We start from the raw sequence: 20,113 nt of genomic DNA, 5'->3' as shown, positions 1-20,113 counted from the left end.
TTCATGGTTTTGGCTGACTGGCAATCAGCCGGGTTAAATGTTCAAATTCACCCACGCTCAGTTGTTCGGGGCGTTTGTCGAAAATGGCTGAGCGCTTCAGTTCTTCATCAGTCAGAAATGACTTGAGCGAGTTACGCATGGTTTTACGCCGCTGGTTAAAGGCTGTTTTTACGATCCTGAAGAAAAAGGATTCGTCGCAATCGAGCTTATCGCGCTGGTTACGTACCAGACGGATTACAGCCGATTTTACTTTTGGCGGCGGAATAAAAACATGTTCGGGTACAGTAAAGAGGTATTCGATCTGGTAATATGCCTGAAGAAAGACACTCAGGATACCATAGGTTTTTGAGCCCGGGCCGGCGCTCAGGCGTTCGGCGACTTCTTTTTGGATCATCCCGACCGACTCGGGGATCAGATCTTTGTACTCCAGTATCTTAAAAAAGATTTGGGAGGATATATTATACGGGAAATTCCCGATTACGGCAAACTGCCCGGGAAAATAATCCGACAGGTTCAGTTTTAAAAAGTCTTTTGAGAGAATACGGTCTTCCAACTCCGGGAAATGCTCTTTGAGGTAGGAGACCGATTCGCGGTCGATCTCGACAACGGTGGTGCGGTAAGCTGATTTTTTTAGCAAAAATTGGGTAAGAACACCCATTCCCGGGCCAACTTCCAACACATCAGGTGTTTGGTTGGCCTGCAGGCTGTCAACAATCTTTTGGGCGATATTTTTGTCCTTCAAAAAATGTTGACCTAAGTTTTTTTTGGCCCGTACTATGGTCATTACTGTCTCCGTCTTCCATTATTAGCATTGATGAATATGTTGCCAAAAACAGGTGCGATTTAAAACAAATCTGTATTTTTGTCAGCGAATTTTGCCGTTTTAAAGGCGTGCAAATTTATAAAAGTACTTTATAAAACCTCTGAGATTACCTTAAAGGTTTTTAAAATTAGCGTATTTTCAGAAATAAACAAGTTCATTTTGAAACAGAAGCTTCTACAACTTATTAAATTTCTTGCCTTTTTTGCCTTTGGGATACTCCTCTTTTGGTTGGTGTATAAAGATCAGGATGTTGAGCGGATTAAGTCAATTCTTAAAAATGATGTCGAATACCTCTGGATCTGGATTGCCATTGTTTTGGGCATACTGAGCCACATCAGCCGGACCCTTCGCTGGGTATTAATGATTGAGCCTCTGGGGCGCAAACCCCGTGTGTTTAACACGTTTTTGGCGGTGATGGTGGGTTATCTGATGAACCTGGTGTTGCCCCGGATGGGAGAAATTTCGCGCTGCGGGGTATTGTCCCGTTACGAAAACATATCGTTTACCAAACTGGTTGGCACCGTTGTGACCGAACGCATTATTGATGTGATCATGTTGTTGTTGCTGGCCTTGCTAGCTGTTATTACCCAATTCGGGGAAGTTCTCGAATTTTTTGAAAATAACCCCGACATCAGGGAAAAACTGGGAAGTACCGGCTTAATAATCTGGATTTTATTGATTGCCGGAGCTTTGATGACCGGGATCTTTTTCTTTCGCAGGAAAATAAAAAAATCAGTTTTCTTTGGCAAACTCAACGGCATCCTGTCGAAGTTTGGCGAAGGCTTGCGAACCATCAAGGATATGAAAAACAAAGGGGCTTTTATTTTTCACACCCTGTTTATCTGGTTGATGTATTTCCTGATGCTGTATGTCGTTTTCTTCTCGTTTGAATTTACGTCGCACCTGACGGTGATCGCGGGCTTAACCGTGTTTGTGCTCAGCAGCTTCGGCATGGCCGCACCGGTGCAGGGTGGAATTGGCGCCTGGCATTTTATGGTGATGCAGGCCCTGCTGGTTTACGGGGTGGCCAAAACCGACGGCGTGATCTTCGCGTTCCTGGCGCACGGCACCATGACTGCCATGCAAATCCTGCTGGGGGTAATTTCTTTGCTGATCTTACCGTTTATTAACCGCAGAACAAATTAAAGTTTGTAGTTTTACGGGTTAACAGAACAAATCCTTGAATACAGAACTGTTTATAGCGCGCCGTTTATTTTCTTCAAAGGACCAATCCCAACGGATGTCCCGGAGAATCGTCCGTTTGGCCGTGGCCGGAATTAGTCTGGGCATGGTGGTGATGATCCTGGCCATTTCGATTGTCACCGGTTTTCAGCGCGAGATCGAGGGGAAAGTCAATGGTTTTGCCGCGCATTTGCAAATTGTGAGTTACGACAGCAATCAATCCTATCAAACCGATCCGATCAGCAGCGGACAGGATTTTCTGCCCCAACTGAAAAATTTCCCGGGGATCAGGCATATCCAGCAGTTCGCCACCAAACCGGGCATGATTAAGGCCGATGACGACATTCAGGGGGTGGTTCTGAAGGGGATTGCTGCCGATTTCGACTGGAGTTTCTTTGAAAAAAACAAGGTAGCAGGTGCCCAAATCAGGCTCGATTCGGCCAGGACAGACGATGTCTGGATTTCGGAGCAGATCTCGCTGTTGCTGAAATTGAAATTGGGCGACCGCTTTCGTATGTATTTTCTGAATACCGGCGAAAAGGTGCCGCGTATCCGGCAGTTTACCGTTGGCGGTATTTACCGGACCGGGCTGGAAGAGTTTGACCGGATGTTTGTGCTGGTTGATCTGAGGCATGTGCAACGGCTGAACTCGTGGGATGACAACCAGATCTCCGGCTTCGAATTGTTTATAGACCAGCTGGATGATGTGGATAAGCTGGATTACCAGGTGCGAAACCTGGTGCTGACATCGCTGAAGCAGGACTCGCCCATGCTGCGGGTGGTGAATGTCAAGCATAAGTTTCCCTATATTTTTGACTGGCTGAACCTGCTCGACATGAACGTATGGATTATCCTGGCGCTGATGGTTTTGGTAGCCGGATTCAATATGATATCCGGTTTGCTGGTAATCATCCTGGAACGCACCCAAATGATCGGGATTTTAAAATCGATGGGAGCAGCCAACTTCAATATCCGGCGGGTTTTTATGTACCTCTCGGCTTTTTTGGTGGGCGAAGGCCTGCTTTGGGGAAATATGCTCGGTGTCCTGATTTGCCTGGCACAGCATTACCTGAAGATTATTCGCCTGGATCCGGCTTCCTATTATGTGGATACCGTTCCGGTAAACCTGCTTGTTTCGCATCTCATTCTCCTGAATATCGGCGCTTTGGCTGTTACGATGCTGATGTTGCTTGGCCCTTCGTATATCGTTGGACGGATTGCGCCTGAAAAAACCATCCGCTTCGAATAATCGATCTGTCGTTTCGTGCGAATATTAATTTTACATTTAAAGCGTGAAATTTTAACATTTTTTCAATTTCACATTTCAGATGAATGATTATATTTAGTTATGAACAGTTTTTTGCCCGACCATATTGCCCGTTTACTTCAATCTAACCTGCCGGGAGAACAATCTCACCTGAAGATGGTGCCTCCGGGGAGGAACCTGTATGCCGCGGCGACAGACCAAAAACGGGTAAAACTCAGCGGTGTGCTGATCCTGCTTTTCCCGGCAGGCGGCGAAATTTATACCTGCTTTGTTAAGCGGAGCGCGGGATTAAAATATCATCCGGGACAGGTTAGCCTGCCCGGCGGACGGATGGAAGAGGGCGAAAGCGCCGAGATGGCTGCTTTGCGTGAAACACAGGAGGAAATTGGCGTGTCGGCTGGTGATATCCGGATTTTGGGCCGATTGTCCGAGTTGTATGTCCAGGTAAGTTCTTACACGGTTTATCCCTTTGTCGGCTGGCTGGATGAACAACCTGAATTTGTGTTAAACCAGGACGAAGCGGAGAAGCTGATTTTGTTTCCTGTTCAGCGGTTCGTGGAACGGCGGGAAATCCGGCACATGGAACTGGAAACCAGTACCGGCTTGCTCGAAGTCCCGTATTACCCCTGCGACGGGGAGATCATCTGGGGGGCAACCGCTATGATCCTGACCGAATTTCTCGATTTGCTGGGCAAGCCCAAGCTCATTCCCCGATAATATTCCGGTAATGCCGGTAAGTGGCTAACACGTTGTTGACGTAATTAAAGGGTTCTTCACCCCGGCAATAGCCCCACCTCACTACCGGGTCGCGGTAATATTTGGCAATCGATTTACTCAACAAAAAATAATCGACATTATCGGTCCAGACAATCGGTATGCGGTCGTACTTCTCGGCCAGGCGCTGCGCGTCTTTGACATGTCCGAGGCCCACGTTGTAGGCCGCCAGCACAAATTTTACGCGCTCGGTCGAGTCCGGGATCTCCTTTTTGAAGTTGTCGTCGAGCCATTTGATCAGCTTTGTTCCTACCTCGATGTTGTTTTTCGGGTCTTCAAAGTCATAAATATTGAACAAGTCGGCCGATTCGGGCAATACCTGCATCAGTCCGTAAGCGCCGGCCCAGGAAATTGCCTCGGGTTCAAAACGGGATTCCTGGTAGATAATGGCTGAGATAAAACGCCAGTCTAACCCGATTTTAGCGCTTTCTGCTTTAATCAGTTCATCGTACGGCGAAATTTTCCCTCCGGTAATGGAATGGTAATCGCTGTTGCCCATGACACTGGACCGACTGTTTTCGAAGTATTTTTTGTATAGGACCAGGTAGGTTGGCGACGCTTTGATATCGAGGATCCAGCTATTGAGGTAACTCAGCCATTCCGGTGAATCATTTCTTACGGCCCAGGCAATATTTTGAGGAAAACTAACCGGCGTTTCGATATCCAGGTTCGGGTAGAACGATTGATTGACCCGGGCAACATTTTCATCACAAACGGTATAGTCGATTTCGCCTTTTGCAACCATCGACACCAACTGTTCTACCCCGTAGATGCTGTCCTGAACGATTTCTATTTCGGCGCCAATTTCATCGGAGAGGTTGACTAACCTCCGGTAGTAGGCGGTGTTTTTTTGGACATGTATTCGTTTCGCGGCTAAATACAACTGGTTTCTGATCAGCGAATCTTCGATGACATGCGGGGGCATCTCCCGCCATCTTTCCGGTTTTCGCTGCACCAGCACCTGCCGGGTTTGTTCCAGGGGCATGGTAAAATCAATCAGATCATTTCTTCTTTTCGTGATGGTCAGGTTCTTTGCCACCAGGTCGTACTGTTTCCTGTTGAGTCCTTCAAACGTTTCGTCGAGATCGTTACTGACCGATATTTCGAGCTTTACCCCCATGTCTTTGGCCAATTGTTGCAGTAATTCGTACTTGAATCCCATTGGCTTTCCTCTGTAAATAAAATAGTTGGTGGAGTTGTAATCGACAACGACACGCAGTTTGCCCGATTTCATGATCCGGGTGACTTCGGTCTCCCTTTCAACTTTTGCCTGACCTGATGTTGTTTTTTCCTTGTTGGAACAAGACCAACCGGTTAACAGCAAAACAACAACCATCAGGGAAAGGCGTATGTTTATTTTTCCCATTAAAAATGAATTAGCGCTAACTAATCGTAAAATGACCAGGCTATACCAAGACGGAATGTTCGGCGGTATAACGGGTAATCCGGAGCTGTCCAATAATTTCCCTCCATTAAGCCGGAAGCCGCATTAAGTAACTGAAAGAACGCCCGTGTCCGCTTTAATTTTAAATTGGCATGCAGGTCAACGAAGGGGAAGTTGCCAATTTTTTGTTGATTTTGCCAATAAAAACGTCCCGTTGCCGGATCAAAGGCATCGGCATAATACGAGCTGTGGTACCTGACATCAAAGCCCAGATTGGTGTACAGTACTTTCGAGACGACCGTTTTGAAATTAAAACTCAGGTATCCGGTCAGTTCGGGCAGATGCAGATAATCTTCCTGGCTGCTGGTCTGCCAAAGCAAGTGGGTCCGGAGGAGCCAGTGCTTCGATTCAAAATCTTTGCGGACGTATGCCGATAAAACAAGCAGCTCGGAGCCTCCCTGGTTCGGAAGGGCATCCTGGTCGTTGTAAATGTAATTACTGATCAGCGAGTGGTTTGCTCCCAATTCGAGCTTGTACTTTTGCGATCTGATCTGTCCGTGTAAGGTAAGCTCGTTGATGTTGCTGAACCGGTTATCCCACTCGTAATTGTTCGACCGGTAATGCTGCTGAAAGTAGTCGGGAACAAGGCTGTTGATTTCGCCGGCCAGGTACAGGCTGGTGGTATCGCTTCCGATCTTCAGCGGCTTGTATATAAAACCGCTCAGTTCGGTTTGTCCCGACCGGTATCCGGTGAGGTACATTTTCCCCTGGGCATTCCAGCGCCAGAATTTGCCTTCCTCCCGGGATATGCCGCCTCCGATAAAAGTATTATGCAGATTTTCCTTCGTCAGGTATAAGCTGTCAGCATCCAACATTTTCACCGTAATCAGGTCGTTGCCGATGTAGGCTCTTTGGGTGAAGGTGAATTTGCGCTCGGGCGCTTCGTAAAACTTCAACTGGAAAATATTGGTCAGCCGGTTATAAATTGTGGTGTCGTTTGTTGCTGTTTCGTCGCGGTAAACGTTTTTGTACATGTCCGCATTATGCGGATCGCTGTCCAAATACCGCCTTTGGTTGGTGGAATATTCAAATTGATGAATGAAGCCGGTAATGGGGCGAAACGAATCGTACAGGTAGCCATCCTCCGTTTCTTTTTCCTCCGTTTTGCCTATTTTGTATTCGTTGGTAAACGCCACGATGTTGTTTTTTACCGACGATGCGGCATTCAGCAGGTTCACCAGGTAGGTTTCTGTTTCTTCGTACTCATTCAGGTCTTGTCCGGGTGTTAACCCGCCGTTTTCCTGCGATTCGTACCGGTTGAAAATCAGTTGGAAATGGGAGTTGAATTTGTCTGACAGATACGTGGTGTTGAGGCCAATGTTGTGAAACTTGGTCTCCTGGTTCTGGTAGTGTCCGGTCGATTTACTCTGGTCGTAAAATAAGGTGAAATTGAAATCTTTATTTACGTTTTGGCTGTGCAGCACATTAAAACGGGTTTCGTTCCTTGTATTCCGGTTTTCACTCTGGGTATAATCCAGTAACGTATAAGGCGTTGTCGTGTTGAAGAATTTTATAGTGGTGGGAAACTTGGCATAAGCATCGTATGAACGGTAAAAGTAGAAATCGGAAACCGTTTTGCGGCTGAAAAAATCGTTCGACTGGTAGGCGCCACCCGTGTTCCCGGTAAATGTATTGCTGATACTGTGCTGGAAAATAGGATTGTACACGTGAAAAAAATTCAGGGTGGTATCAAATTCGGCTTCCTCAATGCTCGCCCCGTAATTGGAAAGTTGCCAGTTGCGGATAAAGGAAGGAACATGTTTTTTCTCCGGCTCGTCATGCCGGTGATTCGTATCCTGATCTTCCGAACCTTCGTAATCGTCCGGTCCCAACAATTCATTTCCACCTGTTCCAAAAGTTTTTACAGCTTCCTGTGCCTGGCTGAAGGATACCGTAAGCAGGAAAAACAAAATGCTTATGTACAGTTTTCGATTCATACGGGGCAAATATAGTTAAAACTCGATGCTTGCCTGATCATCAAGCCTTAAAAAACTTTAATAAAACAATGCATCTTTGCTTCTCCGGAAATAAAATTGAAGCAAAAGGCGATTTGATCGCTGATTTTATGAGTAAGTTTTCAACTGTGCGTTGTTAGTTATTGACAGTTCTTAAAAATTTTGGCGCACTTTTGTTTTCTTTATATTTGTGTCAAATTGCAAAGAGGTATGACTCCAAATTATGATGAGGGTTCCATAAAAACCCTTGACTGGCAGGAACATATCCGGAAAAGGCCGGGTATGTACATTGGGAAACTGGGTGATGGCTCGGCCAGCGACGACGGTATTTATGTCTTGTTGAAAGAAGTCGTAGACAACTCGATTGATGAGTTTATGATGGGATTCGGGAAGAAAATCGAGATAAGCGTGTCGAATGAGCTGGTTAGTATTCGCGACTTTGGCCGTGGCATTCCCCTGGGGAAGCTGAAAGATGTTGCTTCGAAAATGAATACCGGCGCCAAATACGACTCCACGGTATTTAAAAAATCGGTAGGCTTAAATGGTGTGGGAATCAAGGCGGTAAATGCGCTTTCCTCGTCGTTTTGCATCAGGGCTTTTCGCGAAGGACAGGTGAAAGAAGTTCTTTTTTCGCGCGGACAGGTTGTTGATGAAAAAAATGTGGGTCCGACAGACGAACCCAACGGTACGGCAGTAGATTTTGTGCCGGATGGCGATATTTTCAGAAACTATCGCTTCAGGAGTGATTATGTGGAGACCATGATGAAAAATTACTCCTTCCTGAATGCAGGTCTGGTCATTCATTGTAACGGCGAACGCTATCAGTCGAAGAATGGTTTGAAAGACCTGCTGGAGGAGAACCTGGATGCAGAACCGCTTTATCCGGTTATTCACCTGAAAGGAGAAGATATTGAAGCAGCCATTACTCATGGTAACCAATATGGCGAAGACTACTACTCTTTCGTAAACGGGCAGCACACCACGCAGGGCGGAACCCACCTGGTTGCTTTTCGCGAAGCGATTGTAAAGACCATCCGCGATTATTACAAAAAAGATTTCGACCCCTCGGATATCCGGGCTTCCATTATTGCTGCAATCAGTATTAAAGTGGAAGAACCTGTTTTTGAATCGCAGACCAAAACCAAGTTAGGTTCGCGGGATATTGGGCCCGATGGTCCAAGTGTCCGGAATCACGTAGCGAACTTCATTCAGAAAGAGCTGGATAATTACCTGCATAAAAACCAGGACGTGGCCGAAGTGTTGTTGCGGCGGATCCAGGAATCTGAACGGGAACGGAAAGCCATTTCAGGGATCAAAAAGCTGGCCAAGCAACGGGCCAAAAAAGCCAACCTGCATAACCGGAAACTGCGTGACTGCCGGATTCATTATAACGACAAAAATGACCACAAGGCCGAATCGAGCCTCTTTATCACCGAGGGAGACTCGGCGAGCGGATCCATTACCAAGTCGCGCGATGTCAATACGCAGGCGGTATTCAGTTTGAGAGGCAAGCCCCTGAATTCTTACGGGATGACTAAAAAAGTGGTCTACGAAAACGAGGAATTCAACTTGTTGCAGGCCGCCCTCAACATCGAAGAAAGCATGGACGACCTTCGTTACAACAAGGTGATTATAGCAACTGATGCCGATGTTGACGGGATGCATATCCGCTTGTTGCTGATCACCTTCTTTTTGCAATTCTTTCCGGAGCTAATCCGAAAAGGTCATTTATATATTTTACAAACCCCCTTGTTTCGTGTCCGAAATAAAAAGAAAACCATCTACTGTTATTCGGATGAGGAGCGTATGGCTGCTATTGACGAGATTGGACGCGGAGCGGAGATCACCCGGTTTAAAGGCTTGGGCGAAATTTCCCCGGACGAGTTTAAAAACTTTATCGGACCTGATATCCGGCTGGAACCGGTGAAAATGAAAAAACACGAATCGGTTTCGCAGATGCTCGAATTTTATATGGGGAAAAATACGCCCGAGAGGCAGGATTTCATTATCGAAAACCTGTATGTTGAGAAGGATGAACTGTAATATGTCAACGACTAATTGAAAAAAACGTGAGCGAAGAGGATATCAGAACAGATCAACTGGGATCGGAGGATAAGATCGATAACATTGTCTATCTGTCCGGAATGTATGAAAGCTGGTTTCTTGATTACGCGTCGTACGTAATCCTGGAGCGGGCTGTTCCATACGTGTACGACGGACTAAAACCCGTACAGCGGCGGATTTTGCACGCGATGAAAGAGATGGATGACGGCCGCTACAACAAGGTCGCCAACATCATCGGGCAAACCATGCAGTATCACCCGCACGGCGATGCATCTATCGGCGATGCCCTGGTGCAACTGGGGCAAAAAGACCTGTTGGTAGATACCCAGGGTAACTGGGGAAATATTTATACCGGCGATGGCGCGGCGGCTCCCCGTTATATCGAAGCCCGCTTGTCTAAATTTGCACTCGACGTGGTGTTTAACCCGAAAACAACGCAGTGGAAACTTTCGTACGACGGACGGAAAAAAGAGCCAATCACGCTCCCGGTGAAATTTCCCCTCCTGTTGGCACAAGGGGTGGAAGGGATTGCCGTTGGACTGGCATCCAAAATCCTCCCGCATAATTTTATCGAACTGATTGACGCCTCGATTGCCCATCTGAACAAGGAGGAATTTATCCTCTATCCCGACTTCCCCACCGGAGGTTCCGTGGATGTTTCCCGGTACAACGACGGGATTCGCGGCGGCGCTGTCAAAGTACGGGCAAAAATTGAGAAACAGGACAGTAAAACACTGGTCATTACCGATCTTCCGTTCGGCAAAACCACAGGGACGCTGATTGAGTCCATCATCAAGGCAAACGATAAAAACAAAATCAAGGTAAAACGGATTGACGACAACACCTCGGATAAGGTGGAAATCCTTGTTCACCTCGCCCCGGGCGTTTCGTCTGATAAAACCATTGATGCCCTTTATGCTTTTACCGATTGTGAAGTGTCCATTTCTCCCAATTCCTGTATTATTGAAGACGACAAGCCCCATTTCATGGGCGTCAGTGAAATTCTGAGAAAAAATACCGATCAAACGGTTCAGTTATTAAAGCTCGAGCTCGAAATCAGGAAAGGCGAATTGCAGGATGCTTTGCATTATGCTTCGCTCGAAAAAATATTTATTGAAGAACGGATTTATAAAGACAAAGAATTCGAACAGGCCGTGAATATGGATGCGGCGGTGGAGCACATCGACCGGCGGCTCGATCCATGGAAACCGAAACTGCTGCGCGAAGTCGTGCGCGAAGATATTATGAAACTGATGGAAATCCGCATGGCCCGGATCCTGAAGTTCAACTCGGATAAAGCGAATGACTATATTCGTTCGGTCGAAGAAGAAATTAAGGAGATTGATTACCATATTGAGCACATCATTTCTTACACGATTGAGTATTTTGAACGGATCAAGAGTAAGTATGGTAAAGGGAAAGAGCGTAAAACAGAACTCCGCAATTTTGAGAATATCGTTGCTTCCAAAGTGATTGTTGCCAACGAAAAACTGTATATCGACCGCGAAGAAGGCTTCATGGGTACCGGCCTGAAAAAAGCCGAGTATGTTTGCGATTGCTCGGATATTGACGAAGTCATTGTTTTCAGGAAAGACGGAACTTACTTTATTACCAAAGTGTCCGAAAAAGCCTTCATCGGCAAAAATATACAGCACCTGGCAGTCTTTAAGAAAAACGACAACCGGACAATCTATAACGTGGTTTACCGCGATGGCAAGCAAGGCCATTTCTTTATGAAACGTTTTGCCGTGACCGGTGTCACACGCGATAAAGAATACGATCTGACGCGGGGAACCGCCGGATCGCGTATCTGGTATTTCAGTGAAAACCCGAATGGAGAGGCCGAAGTATTGCGGGTAACCTTAAAACCCAAGGCCAGGTTGAAACGCCTGATGTTTGAGGTGGACTTTAGTGAATTGGCCATCAAAGGGCGCGCCGCGATGGGGAACATCCTCACCAAATATGAAGTGCACCGGATCGTCCTGAAAGAAAAGGGCGTGTCGACGCTTGGCGGCCGTAAAATCTGGTTCGATCAGGACGTGCTCAGGCTGAATTCGGATGGGCGCGGTAAGTTCCTGGGCGAGTTCCAGGGCGAAGACCAAATCCTTACGCTGCACAAAAACGGAGAGTATCAGCTGTATAATTTTGATCTGGGCAACCACTTCGACCCCGACATCCTGGGCATTGAAAAATTTGACCCAAATAAAGTTCTCTCGGTGGTTTATTATGACGGAGAGCAAGACTATTACTATGTTAAGCGATTCGAAATTGAAGAGATTACGGGGAAACGCATCGGCTTTATCGGCGACCATCCGGATAGTAAACTGGTCAGCATCACCTGGGTACGCTACCCGCGCCTGGAAATTGAATTTGGCGGCAAAAATGCCCAGCGGGAGAACGAAATTATTGAAGTTTCCGAATTTATCGGGGTAAAATCATACAAAGCCCGCGGAAAACGTTTAACCAACTACGAGGTGGAAAACATTAAAGAGTTGGAGCCTGTTATTAAAGATGAAGATGATAAACCGGGATTGGATGAAGTACCTGATACGGATATCGATGATATCCCGTTTGAGATCGACCGTCCGGACGAAAATGAAGATACAAACCAAATGTCGCTCTTTTAATGAGAATCTATCTGATTGGTTATATGGGAAGTGGCAAGACAACCCTGGGACGGGAGCTTGCCTCTAAATTGAGCATGTCTTTTTTAGATCTGGATAAATACATCGAGAAAAAGTATTTTAAAACGATCCCGCAGTTGTTTGAAGAGGAGGGAGAGAAAGCCTTCCGGCTGAAAGAGCAAAGCTGTTTGCACGAAGTGGCGGAGTTTGATGATGTTGTTATTGCTACCGGGGGAGGTGCCCCTTGTTTTTTCGATAATATCCAGCTGATGAACGACACGGGCTATTGTGTTTTTCTGGATGTAGATGCCGAAGAATTAGCCGGACGGTTGATCAAATCGAAGTCCGAACGCCCGCTGATCAAAGATAAATCGCCGGAAGAACTGGTCGGATTTATTGGCGGGATGATGGAAAAACGGCGTCCGTACTACGAACAGGCGAATTATATTATTTCCGGGACGAATATAACGGTCGAGGAAATTCTTAACAGGATTGAGCTGGAACATGACTAAACTGGAATTATGCGCCCTGGCATCAGGCAGCAACGGGAACTGTTATTATGTGGGCAACGAGCACGAGGCACTGTTGGTCGATGTTGGTTTATCGGCCAGGCAGCTACAACTTCGGATCGCTGAGCGGGGGCTGGACCAATCTAAAATTAAAGCCATCCTGATTTCGCACGAACACAGTGACCACTGCCGTGGAGTGCGCGTTTTCAGTAAGCGGATCCAGGCTCCGGTTTACCTCACGAAAAAGACTTTTTTGGCTATGAGCCGGGCCCAACGACCCGAAAATGTCGTCTGGTTCGAGCCGGATCAGGCATTCCGGCTGGGCGGGTTCGAGGTTTTTCCCTTTTCCAAACAGCATGACGCCGTTGAGGCTTGTTCGTTCAGGCTAAGTTATGGCGACAAACATGTTGGGGTGATGACCGATATCGGCGAAGCCTGCGAACAGGTAAAAACACATTTATCGCTTTGCCACGCGTTATTTCTGGAGAGTAACTACGATGAGGAAATGCTGATGGCTGGTCCTTATCCTTATTTTTTGAAGCAGCGGGTGGCATCGGCTTACGGACATTTGTCAAACGAGCAGGCTTTCCGTCTGGTCGAAGAATATGCCGGCGACCGCCTTCAAACCATCTTTTTGAGCCATTTATCCGGCGAAAACAATACGCCGGAAAAGGCGTACGAAGTTTTTCAACCTCTTCAGAAACGTTTTCAGATTGAATTAACCTCCCGGCAGGCCCCAACGGCAGTAATCTCGTTGTAGCTAAAAGGAATCCACTTGCCCGCGCTATTTCTCGTTTGAGCGAAGCAGCAGAAAGGGGAAGAGGGATAACTTTATTAAACCATGCGATACAATCGCGCGGGAGCGGTGACACAAATAAGAAAAGCCCGGGGTTGCCGGGCTTTCGTCAGAAACAAAGAGTGAAAAATATCGTTAATTGAAGAGCTGCCTCCATAGGCCCTGCTCAATTTCGAATTAATCTACTTTTGTTACGTTCGTCGCAATTGGTCCTTTTTTTCCCTGACCAATTTCAAATTCCACGGTCTCCTCAGGTTGAAGACCGGTAATGGTATTTGCTAAACCAGAGCGATGAACAAAAATGTCTTTGTTGTCTTCGGTCAGGATAAATCCGTAACCTTTGGTTTCATCATACCATTTAACAGTACCTTTCATGGCCTAATTGCTTAGTAATTCGACCTGAAATTGTTGTCTCTACGACCGTAGCCACCGTTGCCACTGCCACCACCACGGGTGTTGCCGCCGCGGAAGCCGCCGCCGCCACCACCACCACTGGGTCTGCGGGTGTTGTTGTCTCTCTTTTTCTCGATCGACTCATTAACGACCATGCTGCGGCCCTCTACTTCGGCTCCGTTTAATTCTTCGATAGCTTTTTTAGCTTCTGTGGCGTCAGCCATTTCAACGAATCCAAAGCCTTTGCTTTTTCCGGTAAATTTGTCTGTGATTAGTTTTACAGAGCTTAACTCACCATACTCCTCAAAAATTTCTCTTAAATCATCTTCAGTGACTGAGTAGTTGAGGTTTCCTACAAAAATGTTCATATTCAATAAAAAATAATTGTGTGTTGGCAAATGTAGACTTATTTTGCTTTTAAAAAAATATTTTTCGGAAAATATGTTAATATTTCTTCGATTCTTTTTGGTTGATTATCAATAAAAAGCAGGAACCGGGGAAAAACCCGGTTCCTGCTTTTAGGTTATGGAGACCATGTCCTGAAAAAACGCTTCAGTTTTTAATGATTGAGCAGATTATCGCTCAAAGCCTGTAGCGTTTGTTGCTTGTGTTTGGTTGGTACTAAAACGGAAATATTAAAACGGCTTCCGCCATATGAAATCATTCGGATCGGAATGCCTTCGAGCGCCGTAAATACTTTCGCGGCAAAACCTCTTTCTTCGGCGATAATGTCGCCAACAATACATATAATTGATTGATCTTCATCAACTTCAACTTCGCCGTACTCTTTCAGCTCCCGAAGGATGTCGTTTAACTTGTTGGTGTTGTCGATGGAGAGCGAAACGGCAACCTCAGAGGTTGAGATCATATCAATCGGTGTTTTGAAAAATTCGAAGATCTCAAAAATATTTTTCAGAAACCCGTAAGCCATCAACATGCGGTACGAACGGACTTTTATGGCCGTGATTCCGTCTTTTGCTGCTACCGCTTTAATTCCGGTTCCGGTTGACTCGGCGGTGATCAGGGTGCCGCTGTCGGTCGGGTTCATCGTATTTTTTAACCGGACCGGGATATTTTGCAGTTTGGCCGGCAACACGGTTTGCGGATGCAGGATTTTGGCTCCAAAATAAGCCAGCTCGGCTGCTTCGTTGAACGAGAGTTGCTCAATTTTGCGGGTATTTTTCACAAAACGCGGATCGTTGTTGTGAAAACCGTCAATATCCGTCCAGATCTGGACTTCTTCCGAGTCGATGGCTGCACCAATCAACGATGCGGTATAATCGGACCCTCCGCGTTGAAGGTTGTCGATCCCACCGTCGGCATTGCGGCAAATAAAGCCCTGGGTGATGTAGTAATCGGCATCGCCGGTTTCGGCCAAAACAAGGGCAATATTTTCTTTGATCGCATTGATGTCGGCTGCTTTGTCGGCATCAATACGCATAAAGTCGAGCGCCGGCAATAACTTGGTATGATAGCCTCTGGCCAGCATCAGCTCGGTGAATAAACCGGTGGAAATTAGTTCACCCTGGGCCAAAATTGTTTTTTCACCCGCTTCCGTAAAATCACCGGATGTAAATTGTTTTATTGTGTCGAAAGCAAGTTTAATGACTTCTGAACCTTTCTTTTTATGGTCGGCGCTTTTCAGCAAGGCGCCCAATACCTCTTCATAGGTTTTTTCCAGCTTACTGATATGAACGCGCGCGGCATCTTTATTCTTCTTGTACAGGTAATCGGCAATCTCAACCAGTGCATTGGTTGTGCCCGACATGGCTGACAGGACGACAAGCTTTTTTTCTCCGTCGGCTATCAGGTCAACGACAGCATTCATATTTTCAACACTTCCAACAGAGGTTCCACCAAACTTTAAAACTTTCATAGAATAATTATTTATTTATTGTCACGTACGATTAACTGCTAAAACTGTTTATAAACGAGCGACAAATATGAAAATTTTTATCAGATTATTAAAGCGAAAACCAATAAATGAATAAATATCCACCCGGAATGTATAAAAATTTATCAAGTCGTCCATGTGGCCTGTCAAATGGGCGATGATCAGTTTCTTGTGCCGCTCCCGACAGATGCAGAATTGATCGGGGCAGTGGCATCCTCCGGGCAAAATCGTGTTGTATAAAAGCTTGACGGTCTTAAATATTAGTTTTTTATTTGTATCAAACTTTTTTGGTGGATGTCCAGTCTCTTTTCGGGAGATTTATGTGCAGTTAGGGGTGGTTGCACGGACGTCCACCTTTTTTTTTCTCAGAAGTTTCCGAAAATGGCATGTTTTTCCGAGTTAAAGTAGATGGTGGAATAGATGTGAAAACCTTCCCTGTTTGTATATAGTTTCCGTTCGATGTAAAGCACCGGATCGCCTTTTTTAATTTTTAACAGTCCCCCGATTCGTTCATCGGCTTTCATGGCTTTCAGTTTTTGTTGACCTCCTTTTATTTCAATCCGGTAATTGGTCCGAAGCGTATCAAACAACGATTTGTTTTCGAATGAGCGGCTGGTAAACCGGGGCAGGTTGATGTTCGGGATGTGGTTGATGTCGTAAAAAACCGGTTGTTCGTTCACAAAACGCAGGCGTTCCATGTAAATGCAGCCCGAATCTTTTTCGCTGTCAGCCAGGTCAAAGTGAAAAGGTTCCGGCCAGGCCTGAATTTGCGGTTTCTGTAAAATTTGAGTCTGCAGGTATTGTTTGCTAATCGCCGAAGCAGTTCCTTCAATCGAAAGAATACCGATGTCCTGAGGCGGTTTTTGCACAATACTGCCTTTCCCTTGTTTTTTCAGGATAAAGCCATCCTGAACCAATGCTTCCAGGGCATGACGGACCGTTGGCCGGGTCACGCCATGAACGGCGCAAAGTTCATTTTCGGAGGGCAGCAGGCTACCTTCTTCGAAAACACCCGACATGATGTGTTTGCGAAGAATTTCATACAATTTTTTGTATTGAGGGATCTTGTTATTTTCAGCCATTTGTTATGAAATGATGATCAAAAATAAGAAAAATAATTAAATTTTTATATTTCACTTGTATATACAAGTTGTATGCTGTAAGTTTACAACCGAAAACATAACAGGTATTGCATACATTGAGTTTAGGCGACTATTTTGTTTTTATTAATCTGATTGATGTATTAACAAGTGAGATAAACGTATATGGCTATTCCGGTAATTATGCCTCGTCAGGGGCAATCAGTTGAGACCTGTATTATAGGCGAATGGTATAAGCAGGTCGGCGATCAGGTGAAAGCAGGAGAAATCTTGTTTTCGTATGAAACCGACAAAGCGTCGTTTGAAGAAGAAGCAAAAGAAGATGGAGAATTACTGGCCGTTTTTTATGAATCAGGCGATGAAGTTCCCGTGTTGAGTAATGTCGCCGTTCTCGGAAAAATGGGAGAAGCGGTTGATGAATTCCGTCCGGGAGGGACGCTTGCTGCGGTTGCACCCGAAGTTGTTCAGGAGGTTGCAGCGCCCGCAGAAGACAAAAAAGAAGTTGTGCTGGTTGACAGGCCCGCGGGAACCGTGAAAATATCGCCACGCGCCAAAGTGATGGCCGAGGCCATGGGCGTCTCTTATGAACAGGTTCAGGGAACCGGTCCGCAGGGACGAATCATCGCGCGGGATGTTGAAGCCGCTGCCGAGGCGCTTCCAAAACTCACCCCGCTGGCGCAGGAAAAGGCAAAAGCCGAAAATCGGACCCCTTCCAAAGAAACAACCGGATTGGGCGGACGTGTTGCCGCTGCCGATCTGATCGCTTACAATCCGGTTTACGGTGATGACTTTGAGGTGAAAAAACTTACCAATATCCGGAAACTGATTGCAAAAGCGATGCACCAATCCTTGCAAAATTCGGCTCAGCTTACCCACCATATGAGCGCCGATGCCCGCCGGGTGATGGCTTTGCGTAAGCAGTTCAAAAAGAAACTGGAAGCCGGTGAAATTTACCAAAATATCACGATTAATGATCTGGTTTGCTTTGCCGTGATTAAAGCGCTAAAGAAATTCTCGCAGGTGAATACCCACTTTATTGGCGACAGCATGCGCTGGTTCAAAAAAGTGCATCTGGGACTGGCGGTTGACACCGAACGCGGACTGATGGTGCCGGCCATTAAAAATGCCGACGATCTTTCTATTGAAGGACTTTCGTCGCAACTGTCAACCGTGGCCGGACAATGCCGCAAAGGAAATGTTGATCCGGAGCTGCTGAAACCCGAAGCAGCCAGTTTCACCGTTTCGAACCTGGGAAATTACGGGGTTGAAATGTTTACTCCCGTGATTAATCTGCCGCAGACTGCTATTTTGGGGGTATGTACCATTGTTCCCCGTCCGAAAGATCTGGGCGATGGGGTTTACGGTTTTGTACCGATGATGGGACTGTCGCTGACCTACGACCACCAGGCCCTGGATGGGGGAGAAGCAACTCTTTTTCTGAAAGAAATCAAAGACCAAATCGAAAATCTGACGATCTGAAATGAGTAACAAATTCGATATAGCAATTATGGGGGGTGGCCCTGCCGGTTATGTCGCGGCCGAACGTGCCGGGGCAAAAGGACTGAGCTTGGTCATCTTTGACAAGAGAGCGTTGGGCGGGGTGTGCCTGAATGAAGGCTGCATCCCGACCAAAACGCTCCTGAATTCGGCAAAAGTGCTGGAATATGCACACGAGGCTGAAAAATACGGCGTAAAGGTCGAAGGCATTGGAATCGACTTTAAAAAGATCATGGCGCGCAAGGATAAAGTTGTGCGCAAGTTGGTTTCGGGTGTTGGCGCCAAAATGAAACATGCCCGGGCCGAAGTGGTGATGGCCGAGGCGGTCATTAAAGAGAAGCGTGCTGACGTGATTACAATTACCGCCGATGGGAAAGATTACCAGGCCAGTCGCCTGTTGGTTTGCACCGGGTCTGAAGCGGCCGTTCCTCCAATTCCCGGATTAGACAAAAGCATGGTACTGACGAACCGCGAAATTCTTCAACTGAAAGAACTGCCACAAAGCCTGGTAGTTATTGGCGGCGGCGTGATCGGGACTGAGTTTGCCGATTTCTTCAACGCGATGGGGACCAAGGTGACTGTGATTGAAATGCTGCCCGAGATTCTCACCGGCGTGGATGAGGAAATTGCTGCTTTTGTTCGCAACGAATTTACCAAACGGGGAATTGAATACCACTTGAATGCAAAGGTTACTGAACTCAAAGGCAAAGAGGTGATCTTTGAAAAAGACGGACAGGTTCTGTCGGTTGCCGGCGAACAAGTGTTGCTGTCGGTTGGCCGTCGTCCGAACGTGCAGGGTATAGGTCTTGAAAATATTGGTGTGGAGTTTTCTCCGCGAGGCATTAAAATCGATCAGTACTGCCGCACCAACATTCCGAATGTGTACGCTGCCGGCGACATCACCGGGTTTTCACTGTTGGCCCACACGGCCAGCCGCGAAGGTGAAGTGGCCGTGAACCACATGCTGGGCCGGAAAGATGTGATGCGGTACAACGCGATTCCGGGAGTGGTGTATACGCATCCGGAGATTGCCGGCGTGGGTTTGACTGAATCGGCTGCCAAAGCGCAGGGAATTGAGGTGGAAGTGCGAAAGCTGCCGATGGCTTATGCCGGCCGTTTTATTGCTGAAAACGAAGGTAAAGACGGTTTTTGCAAAGTTGTTGTCGGGAAAAAATACAAAGAAGTATTGGGCATTCACCTGGTTGGCGGCGCTTGTTCAGAAATGATCTGGGGCGCCTGCGCTCTCATCGAAGCGCAGCTGCGCGTACAGGATGTCGAAGAAATTGTTTTTCCGCATCCGACTGTCAGCGAAATCATCAAAGAAACGATATTCCAATTTTAAGTAATTCCAAGTTCCAAATTTCAAGTTATGGCAACGATTGAGCGTTTTGAAGATTTAAAGGTTTGGAAAGCAGCACGTGAATTTTGTAAGCTGATTCATCAATTTACCTCGAAGGATGCTTTTTGTAAAGATTTTAAATTGGTCAGCCAAATTAAAGCTTCTTCAGGATCAATCATGGATAATATTGCCGAAGGATATGAGCGTGACGGGAACAGGGAATTTGGACAATTTTTAGCTATCTCCAAAGGTTCCTGTGGGGAGTCAAGATCTCAACTATACCGGGCCTTGGACAATAGGTATATTTCAACAGAAGAATTTGATCAAGCTTATACGCAGGCATTTGAAATCGGTAAAATGCTAAGCGGTTTCATGTCATACTTGAAAGAATCCGAATTGAAGGGAAAGAAATTTAAATAGTCACCGAGCCAACCCAACTCGAAATTTGAAAC

General features: G+C 46.4%; 17 protein-coding genes. 10 read left to right on the top strand and 7 right to left on the bottom strand.

Annotated elements, in window-relative coordinates:
- Nucleotide 1 precedes the first annotated feature (1 nt).
- The gene (gene rsmA / locus AC6H3C_RS20930; RefSeq protein WP_497517495.1) at nucleotides 2–784 is read right to left on the bottom strand and encodes a 16S rRNA (adenine(1518)-N(6)/adenine(1519)-N(6))-dimethyltransferase RsmA; all 783 of its coding nucleotides are present in this window, start codon (nucleotides 782–784) and stop codon (nucleotides 2–4) included.
- A 198-nt stretch (nucleotides 785–982) separates the two neighbouring features.
- Between rsmA and AC6H3C_RS20925 the strand changes: the two genes are divergently transcribed.
- From AC6H3C_RS20925 to AC6H3C_RS20915, 3 genes are all read left to right on the top strand, one after another.
- On the top strand, nucleotides 983–1,969 hold the full coding sequence (locus tag AC6H3C_RS20925) for a lysylphosphatidylglycerol synthase transmembrane domain-containing protein (RefSeq protein WP_497517494.1): 987 nt from the start codon (nucleotides 983–985) through the stop codon (nucleotides 1,967–1,969).
- 94 nt (nucleotides 1,970–2,063) lie between these two features.
- Complete coding sequence (locus tag AC6H3C_RS20920) at nucleotides 2,064–3,254, top strand: ABC transporter permease (protein ID WP_497517493.1); 1,191 nt, start codon at nucleotides 2,064–2,066, stop codon at nucleotides 3,252–3,254.
- Between the two features lie 99 nt (nucleotides 3,255–3,353).
- Complete coding sequence (locus tag AC6H3C_RS20915) at nucleotides 3,354–3,989, top strand: NUDIX hydrolase (protein WP_497517491.1); 636 nt, start codon at nucleotides 3,354–3,356, stop codon at nucleotides 3,987–3,989.
- Here AC6H3C_RS20915 and AC6H3C_RS20910 read toward each other — a convergent pair.
- Both AC6H3C_RS20910 and AC6H3C_RS20905 read right to left on the bottom strand, forming a co-directional pair.
- Nucleotides 3,976–5,412, bottom strand: a complete 1,437-nt coding sequence (locus AC6H3C_RS20910; protein WP_497517489.1) for an MltF family protein — start codon at nucleotides 5,410–5,412, stop codon at nucleotides 3,976–3,978. The two genes, AC6H3C_RS20915 and AC6H3C_RS20910, sit on opposite strands and share 14 nt — an antisense overlap.
- Nucleotides 5,413–5,432: 20 nt before the next feature.
- Nucleotides 5,433–7,427 (bottom strand): putative porin, encoded by a 1,995-nt coding sequence (locus AC6H3C_RS20905; protein ID WP_497517488.1) that lies wholly within the window; start codon nucleotides 7,425–7,427, stop codon nucleotides 5,433–5,435.
- A gap of 228 nt (nucleotides 7,428–7,655) precedes the next feature.
- On the opposite strand from AC6H3C_RS20905, the gene AC6H3C_RS20900 reads away from it, so the two are divergent.
- The 4 genes from AC6H3C_RS20900 to AC6H3C_RS20885 are packed head-to-tail and all read left to right on the top strand — an operon-like array spanning nucleotide 7,656 to nucleotide 13,402.
- A complete protein-coding gene (locus AC6H3C_RS20900) occupies nucleotides 7,656–9,488 on the top strand; it encodes a DNA topoisomerase IV subunit B (protein WP_497517487.1) in 1,833 nt (610 codons plus the stop codon).
- Between the two features lie 26 nt (nucleotides 9,489–9,514).
- Nucleotides 9,515–12,136, top strand: coding sequence for a DNA gyrase/topoisomerase IV subunit A (locus AC6H3C_RS20895; RefSeq protein ID WP_497517486.1), 2,622 nt, complete (start codon nucleotides 9,515–9,517; stop codon nucleotides 12,134–12,136).
- Complete coding sequence (locus AC6H3C_RS20890; protein ID WP_497517485.1) at nucleotides 12,136–12,645, top strand: shikimate kinase; 510 nt, start codon at nucleotides 12,136–12,138, stop codon at nucleotides 12,643–12,645. Before AC6H3C_RS20895 ends, AC6H3C_RS20890 begins: the two co-directional genes overlap by 1 nt.
- Entirely contained in the window at nucleotides 12,638–13,402 is a 765-nt protein-coding gene (locus AC6H3C_RS20885; RefSeq protein WP_497517484.1) for an MBL fold metallo-hydrolase, read from the top strand. Before AC6H3C_RS20890 ends, AC6H3C_RS20885 begins: the two co-directional genes overlap by 8 nt.
- Nucleotides 13,403–13,615: 213 nt before the next feature.
- On the opposite strand, the gene AC6H3C_RS20880 is transcribed toward AC6H3C_RS20885, so the two are convergent.
- The 4 genes from AC6H3C_RS20880 to AC6H3C_RS20865 form a co-directional block, all read right to left on the bottom strand.
- Nucleotides 13,616–13,813: a cold-shock protein gene (locus AC6H3C_RS20880; RefSeq protein WP_497517483.1), complete on the bottom strand. Its 198-nt coding sequence runs from the start codon at nucleotides 13,811–13,813 to the stop codon at nucleotides 13,616–13,618.
- Between the two features lie 11 nt (nucleotides 13,814–13,824).
- A complete protein-coding gene (gene rbp, locus AC6H3C_RS20875) occupies nucleotides 13,825–14,229 on the bottom strand; it encodes an RNA-binding regulator (RefSeq protein WP_497517481.1) in 405 nt (134 codons plus the stop codon).
- A 161-nt stretch (nucleotides 14,230–14,390) separates the two neighbouring features.
- A complete protein-coding gene (locus tag AC6H3C_RS20870) occupies nucleotides 14,391–15,707 on the bottom strand; it encodes an aspartate kinase (protein ID WP_497517480.1) in 1,317 nt (438 codons plus the stop codon).
- 383 nt (nucleotides 15,708–16,090) lie between these two features.
- Nucleotides 16,091–16,807 (bottom strand): GntR family transcriptional regulator, encoded by a 717-nt coding sequence (locus AC6H3C_RS20865; protein WP_497517479.1) that lies wholly within the window; start codon nucleotides 16,805–16,807, stop codon nucleotides 16,091–16,093.
- A gap of 183 nt (nucleotides 16,808–16,990) precedes the next feature.
- On the opposite strand from AC6H3C_RS20865, the gene AC6H3C_RS20860 reads away from it, so the two are divergent.
- The 3 genes from AC6H3C_RS20860 to AC6H3C_RS20850 are packed head-to-tail and all read left to right on the top strand — an operon-like array spanning nucleotide 16,991 to nucleotide 20,081.
- Nucleotides 16,991–18,304, top strand: coding sequence for a dihydrolipoamide acetyltransferase family protein (locus AC6H3C_RS20860; protein WP_497517478.1), 1,314 nt, complete (start codon nucleotides 16,991–16,993; stop codon nucleotides 18,302–18,304).
- A gap of 1 nt (nucleotide 18,305) precedes the next feature.
- Nucleotides 18,306–19,664, top strand: coding sequence for a dihydrolipoyl dehydrogenase (gene lpdA / locus AC6H3C_RS20855; protein ID WP_497517477.1), 1,359 nt, complete (start codon nucleotides 18,306–18,308; stop codon nucleotides 19,662–19,664).
- A gap of 27 nt (nucleotides 19,665–19,691) precedes the next feature.
- The gene (locus AC6H3C_RS20850) at nucleotides 19,692–20,081 is read left to right on the top strand and encodes a four helix bundle protein (RefSeq protein WP_497517476.1); all 390 of its coding nucleotides are present in this window, start codon (nucleotides 19,692–19,694) and stop codon (nucleotides 20,079–20,081) included.
- The last annotated feature ends 32 nt before the right edge of the window (nucleotides 20,082–20,113 follow it).

This window comes from Gaoshiqia sp. US2 (assembly GCF_059705485.1).
This window is presented reverse-complemented; position numbering and strand designations above follow the sequence as displayed.

What these genes read in the sequence shown, in the direction of transcription:
- rsmA (WP_497517495.1), bottom strand. Translation starts at nt 784, where the DNA reads ATGACCATAGTACGGGCCAAAAAAAACTTAGGTCAACATTTTTTGAAG.
- AC6H3C_RS20920 (WP_497517493.1), top strand. Translation starts at nt 2,064, where the DNA reads ATGTCCCGGAGAATCGTCCGTTTGGCCGTGGCCGGAATTAGTCTGGGC.
- AC6H3C_RS20915 (WP_497517491.1), top strand. Translation starts at nt 3,354, where the DNA reads ATGAACAGTTTTTTGCCCGACCATATTGCCCGTTTACTTCAATCTAAC.
- AC6H3C_RS20910 (WP_497517489.1), bottom strand. Translation starts at nt 5,412, where the DNA reads ATGGGAAAAATAAACATACGCCTTTCCCTGATGGTTGTTGTTTTGCTG.
- AC6H3C_RS20905 (WP_497517488.1), bottom strand. Translation starts at nt 7,427, where the DNA reads ATGAATCGAAAACTGTACATAAGCATTTTGTTTTTCCTGCTTACGGTA.
- AC6H3C_RS20900 (WP_497517487.1), top strand. Translation starts at nt 7,656, where the DNA reads ATGACTCCAAATTATGATGAGGGTTCCATAAAAACCCTTGACTGGCAG.
- AC6H3C_RS20890 (WP_497517485.1), top strand. Translation starts at nt 12,136, where the DNA reads ATGAGAATCTATCTGATTGGTTATATGGGAAGTGGCAAGACAACCCTG.
- AC6H3C_RS20885 (WP_497517484.1), top strand. Translation starts at nt 12,638, where the DNA reads ATGACTAAACTGGAATTATGCGCCCTGGCATCAGGCAGCAACGGGAAC.
- AC6H3C_RS20880 (WP_497517483.1), bottom strand. Translation starts at nt 13,813, where the DNA reads ATGAAAGGTACTGTTAAATGGTATGATGAAACCAAAGGTTACGGATTT.
- AC6H3C_RS20870 (WP_497517480.1), bottom strand. Translation starts at nt 15,707, where the DNA reads ATGAAAGTTTTAAAGTTTGGTGGAACCTCTGTTGGAAGTGTTGAAAAT.
- AC6H3C_RS20865 (WP_497517479.1), bottom strand. Translation starts at nt 16,807, where the DNA reads ATGGCTGAAAATAACAAGATCCCTCAATACAAAAAATTGTATGAAATT.
- AC6H3C_RS20860 (WP_497517478.1), top strand. Translation starts at nt 16,991, where the DNA reads ATGGCTATTCCGGTAATTATGCCTCGTCAGGGGCAATCAGTTGAGACC.
- lpdA (WP_497517477.1), top strand. Translation starts at nt 18,306, where the DNA reads ATGAGTAACAAATTCGATATAGCAATTATGGGGGGTGGCCCTGCCGGT.
- AC6H3C_RS20850 (WP_497517476.1), top strand. Translation starts at nt 19,692, where the DNA reads ATGGCAACGATTGAGCGTTTTGAAGATTTAAAGGTTTGGAAAGCAGCA.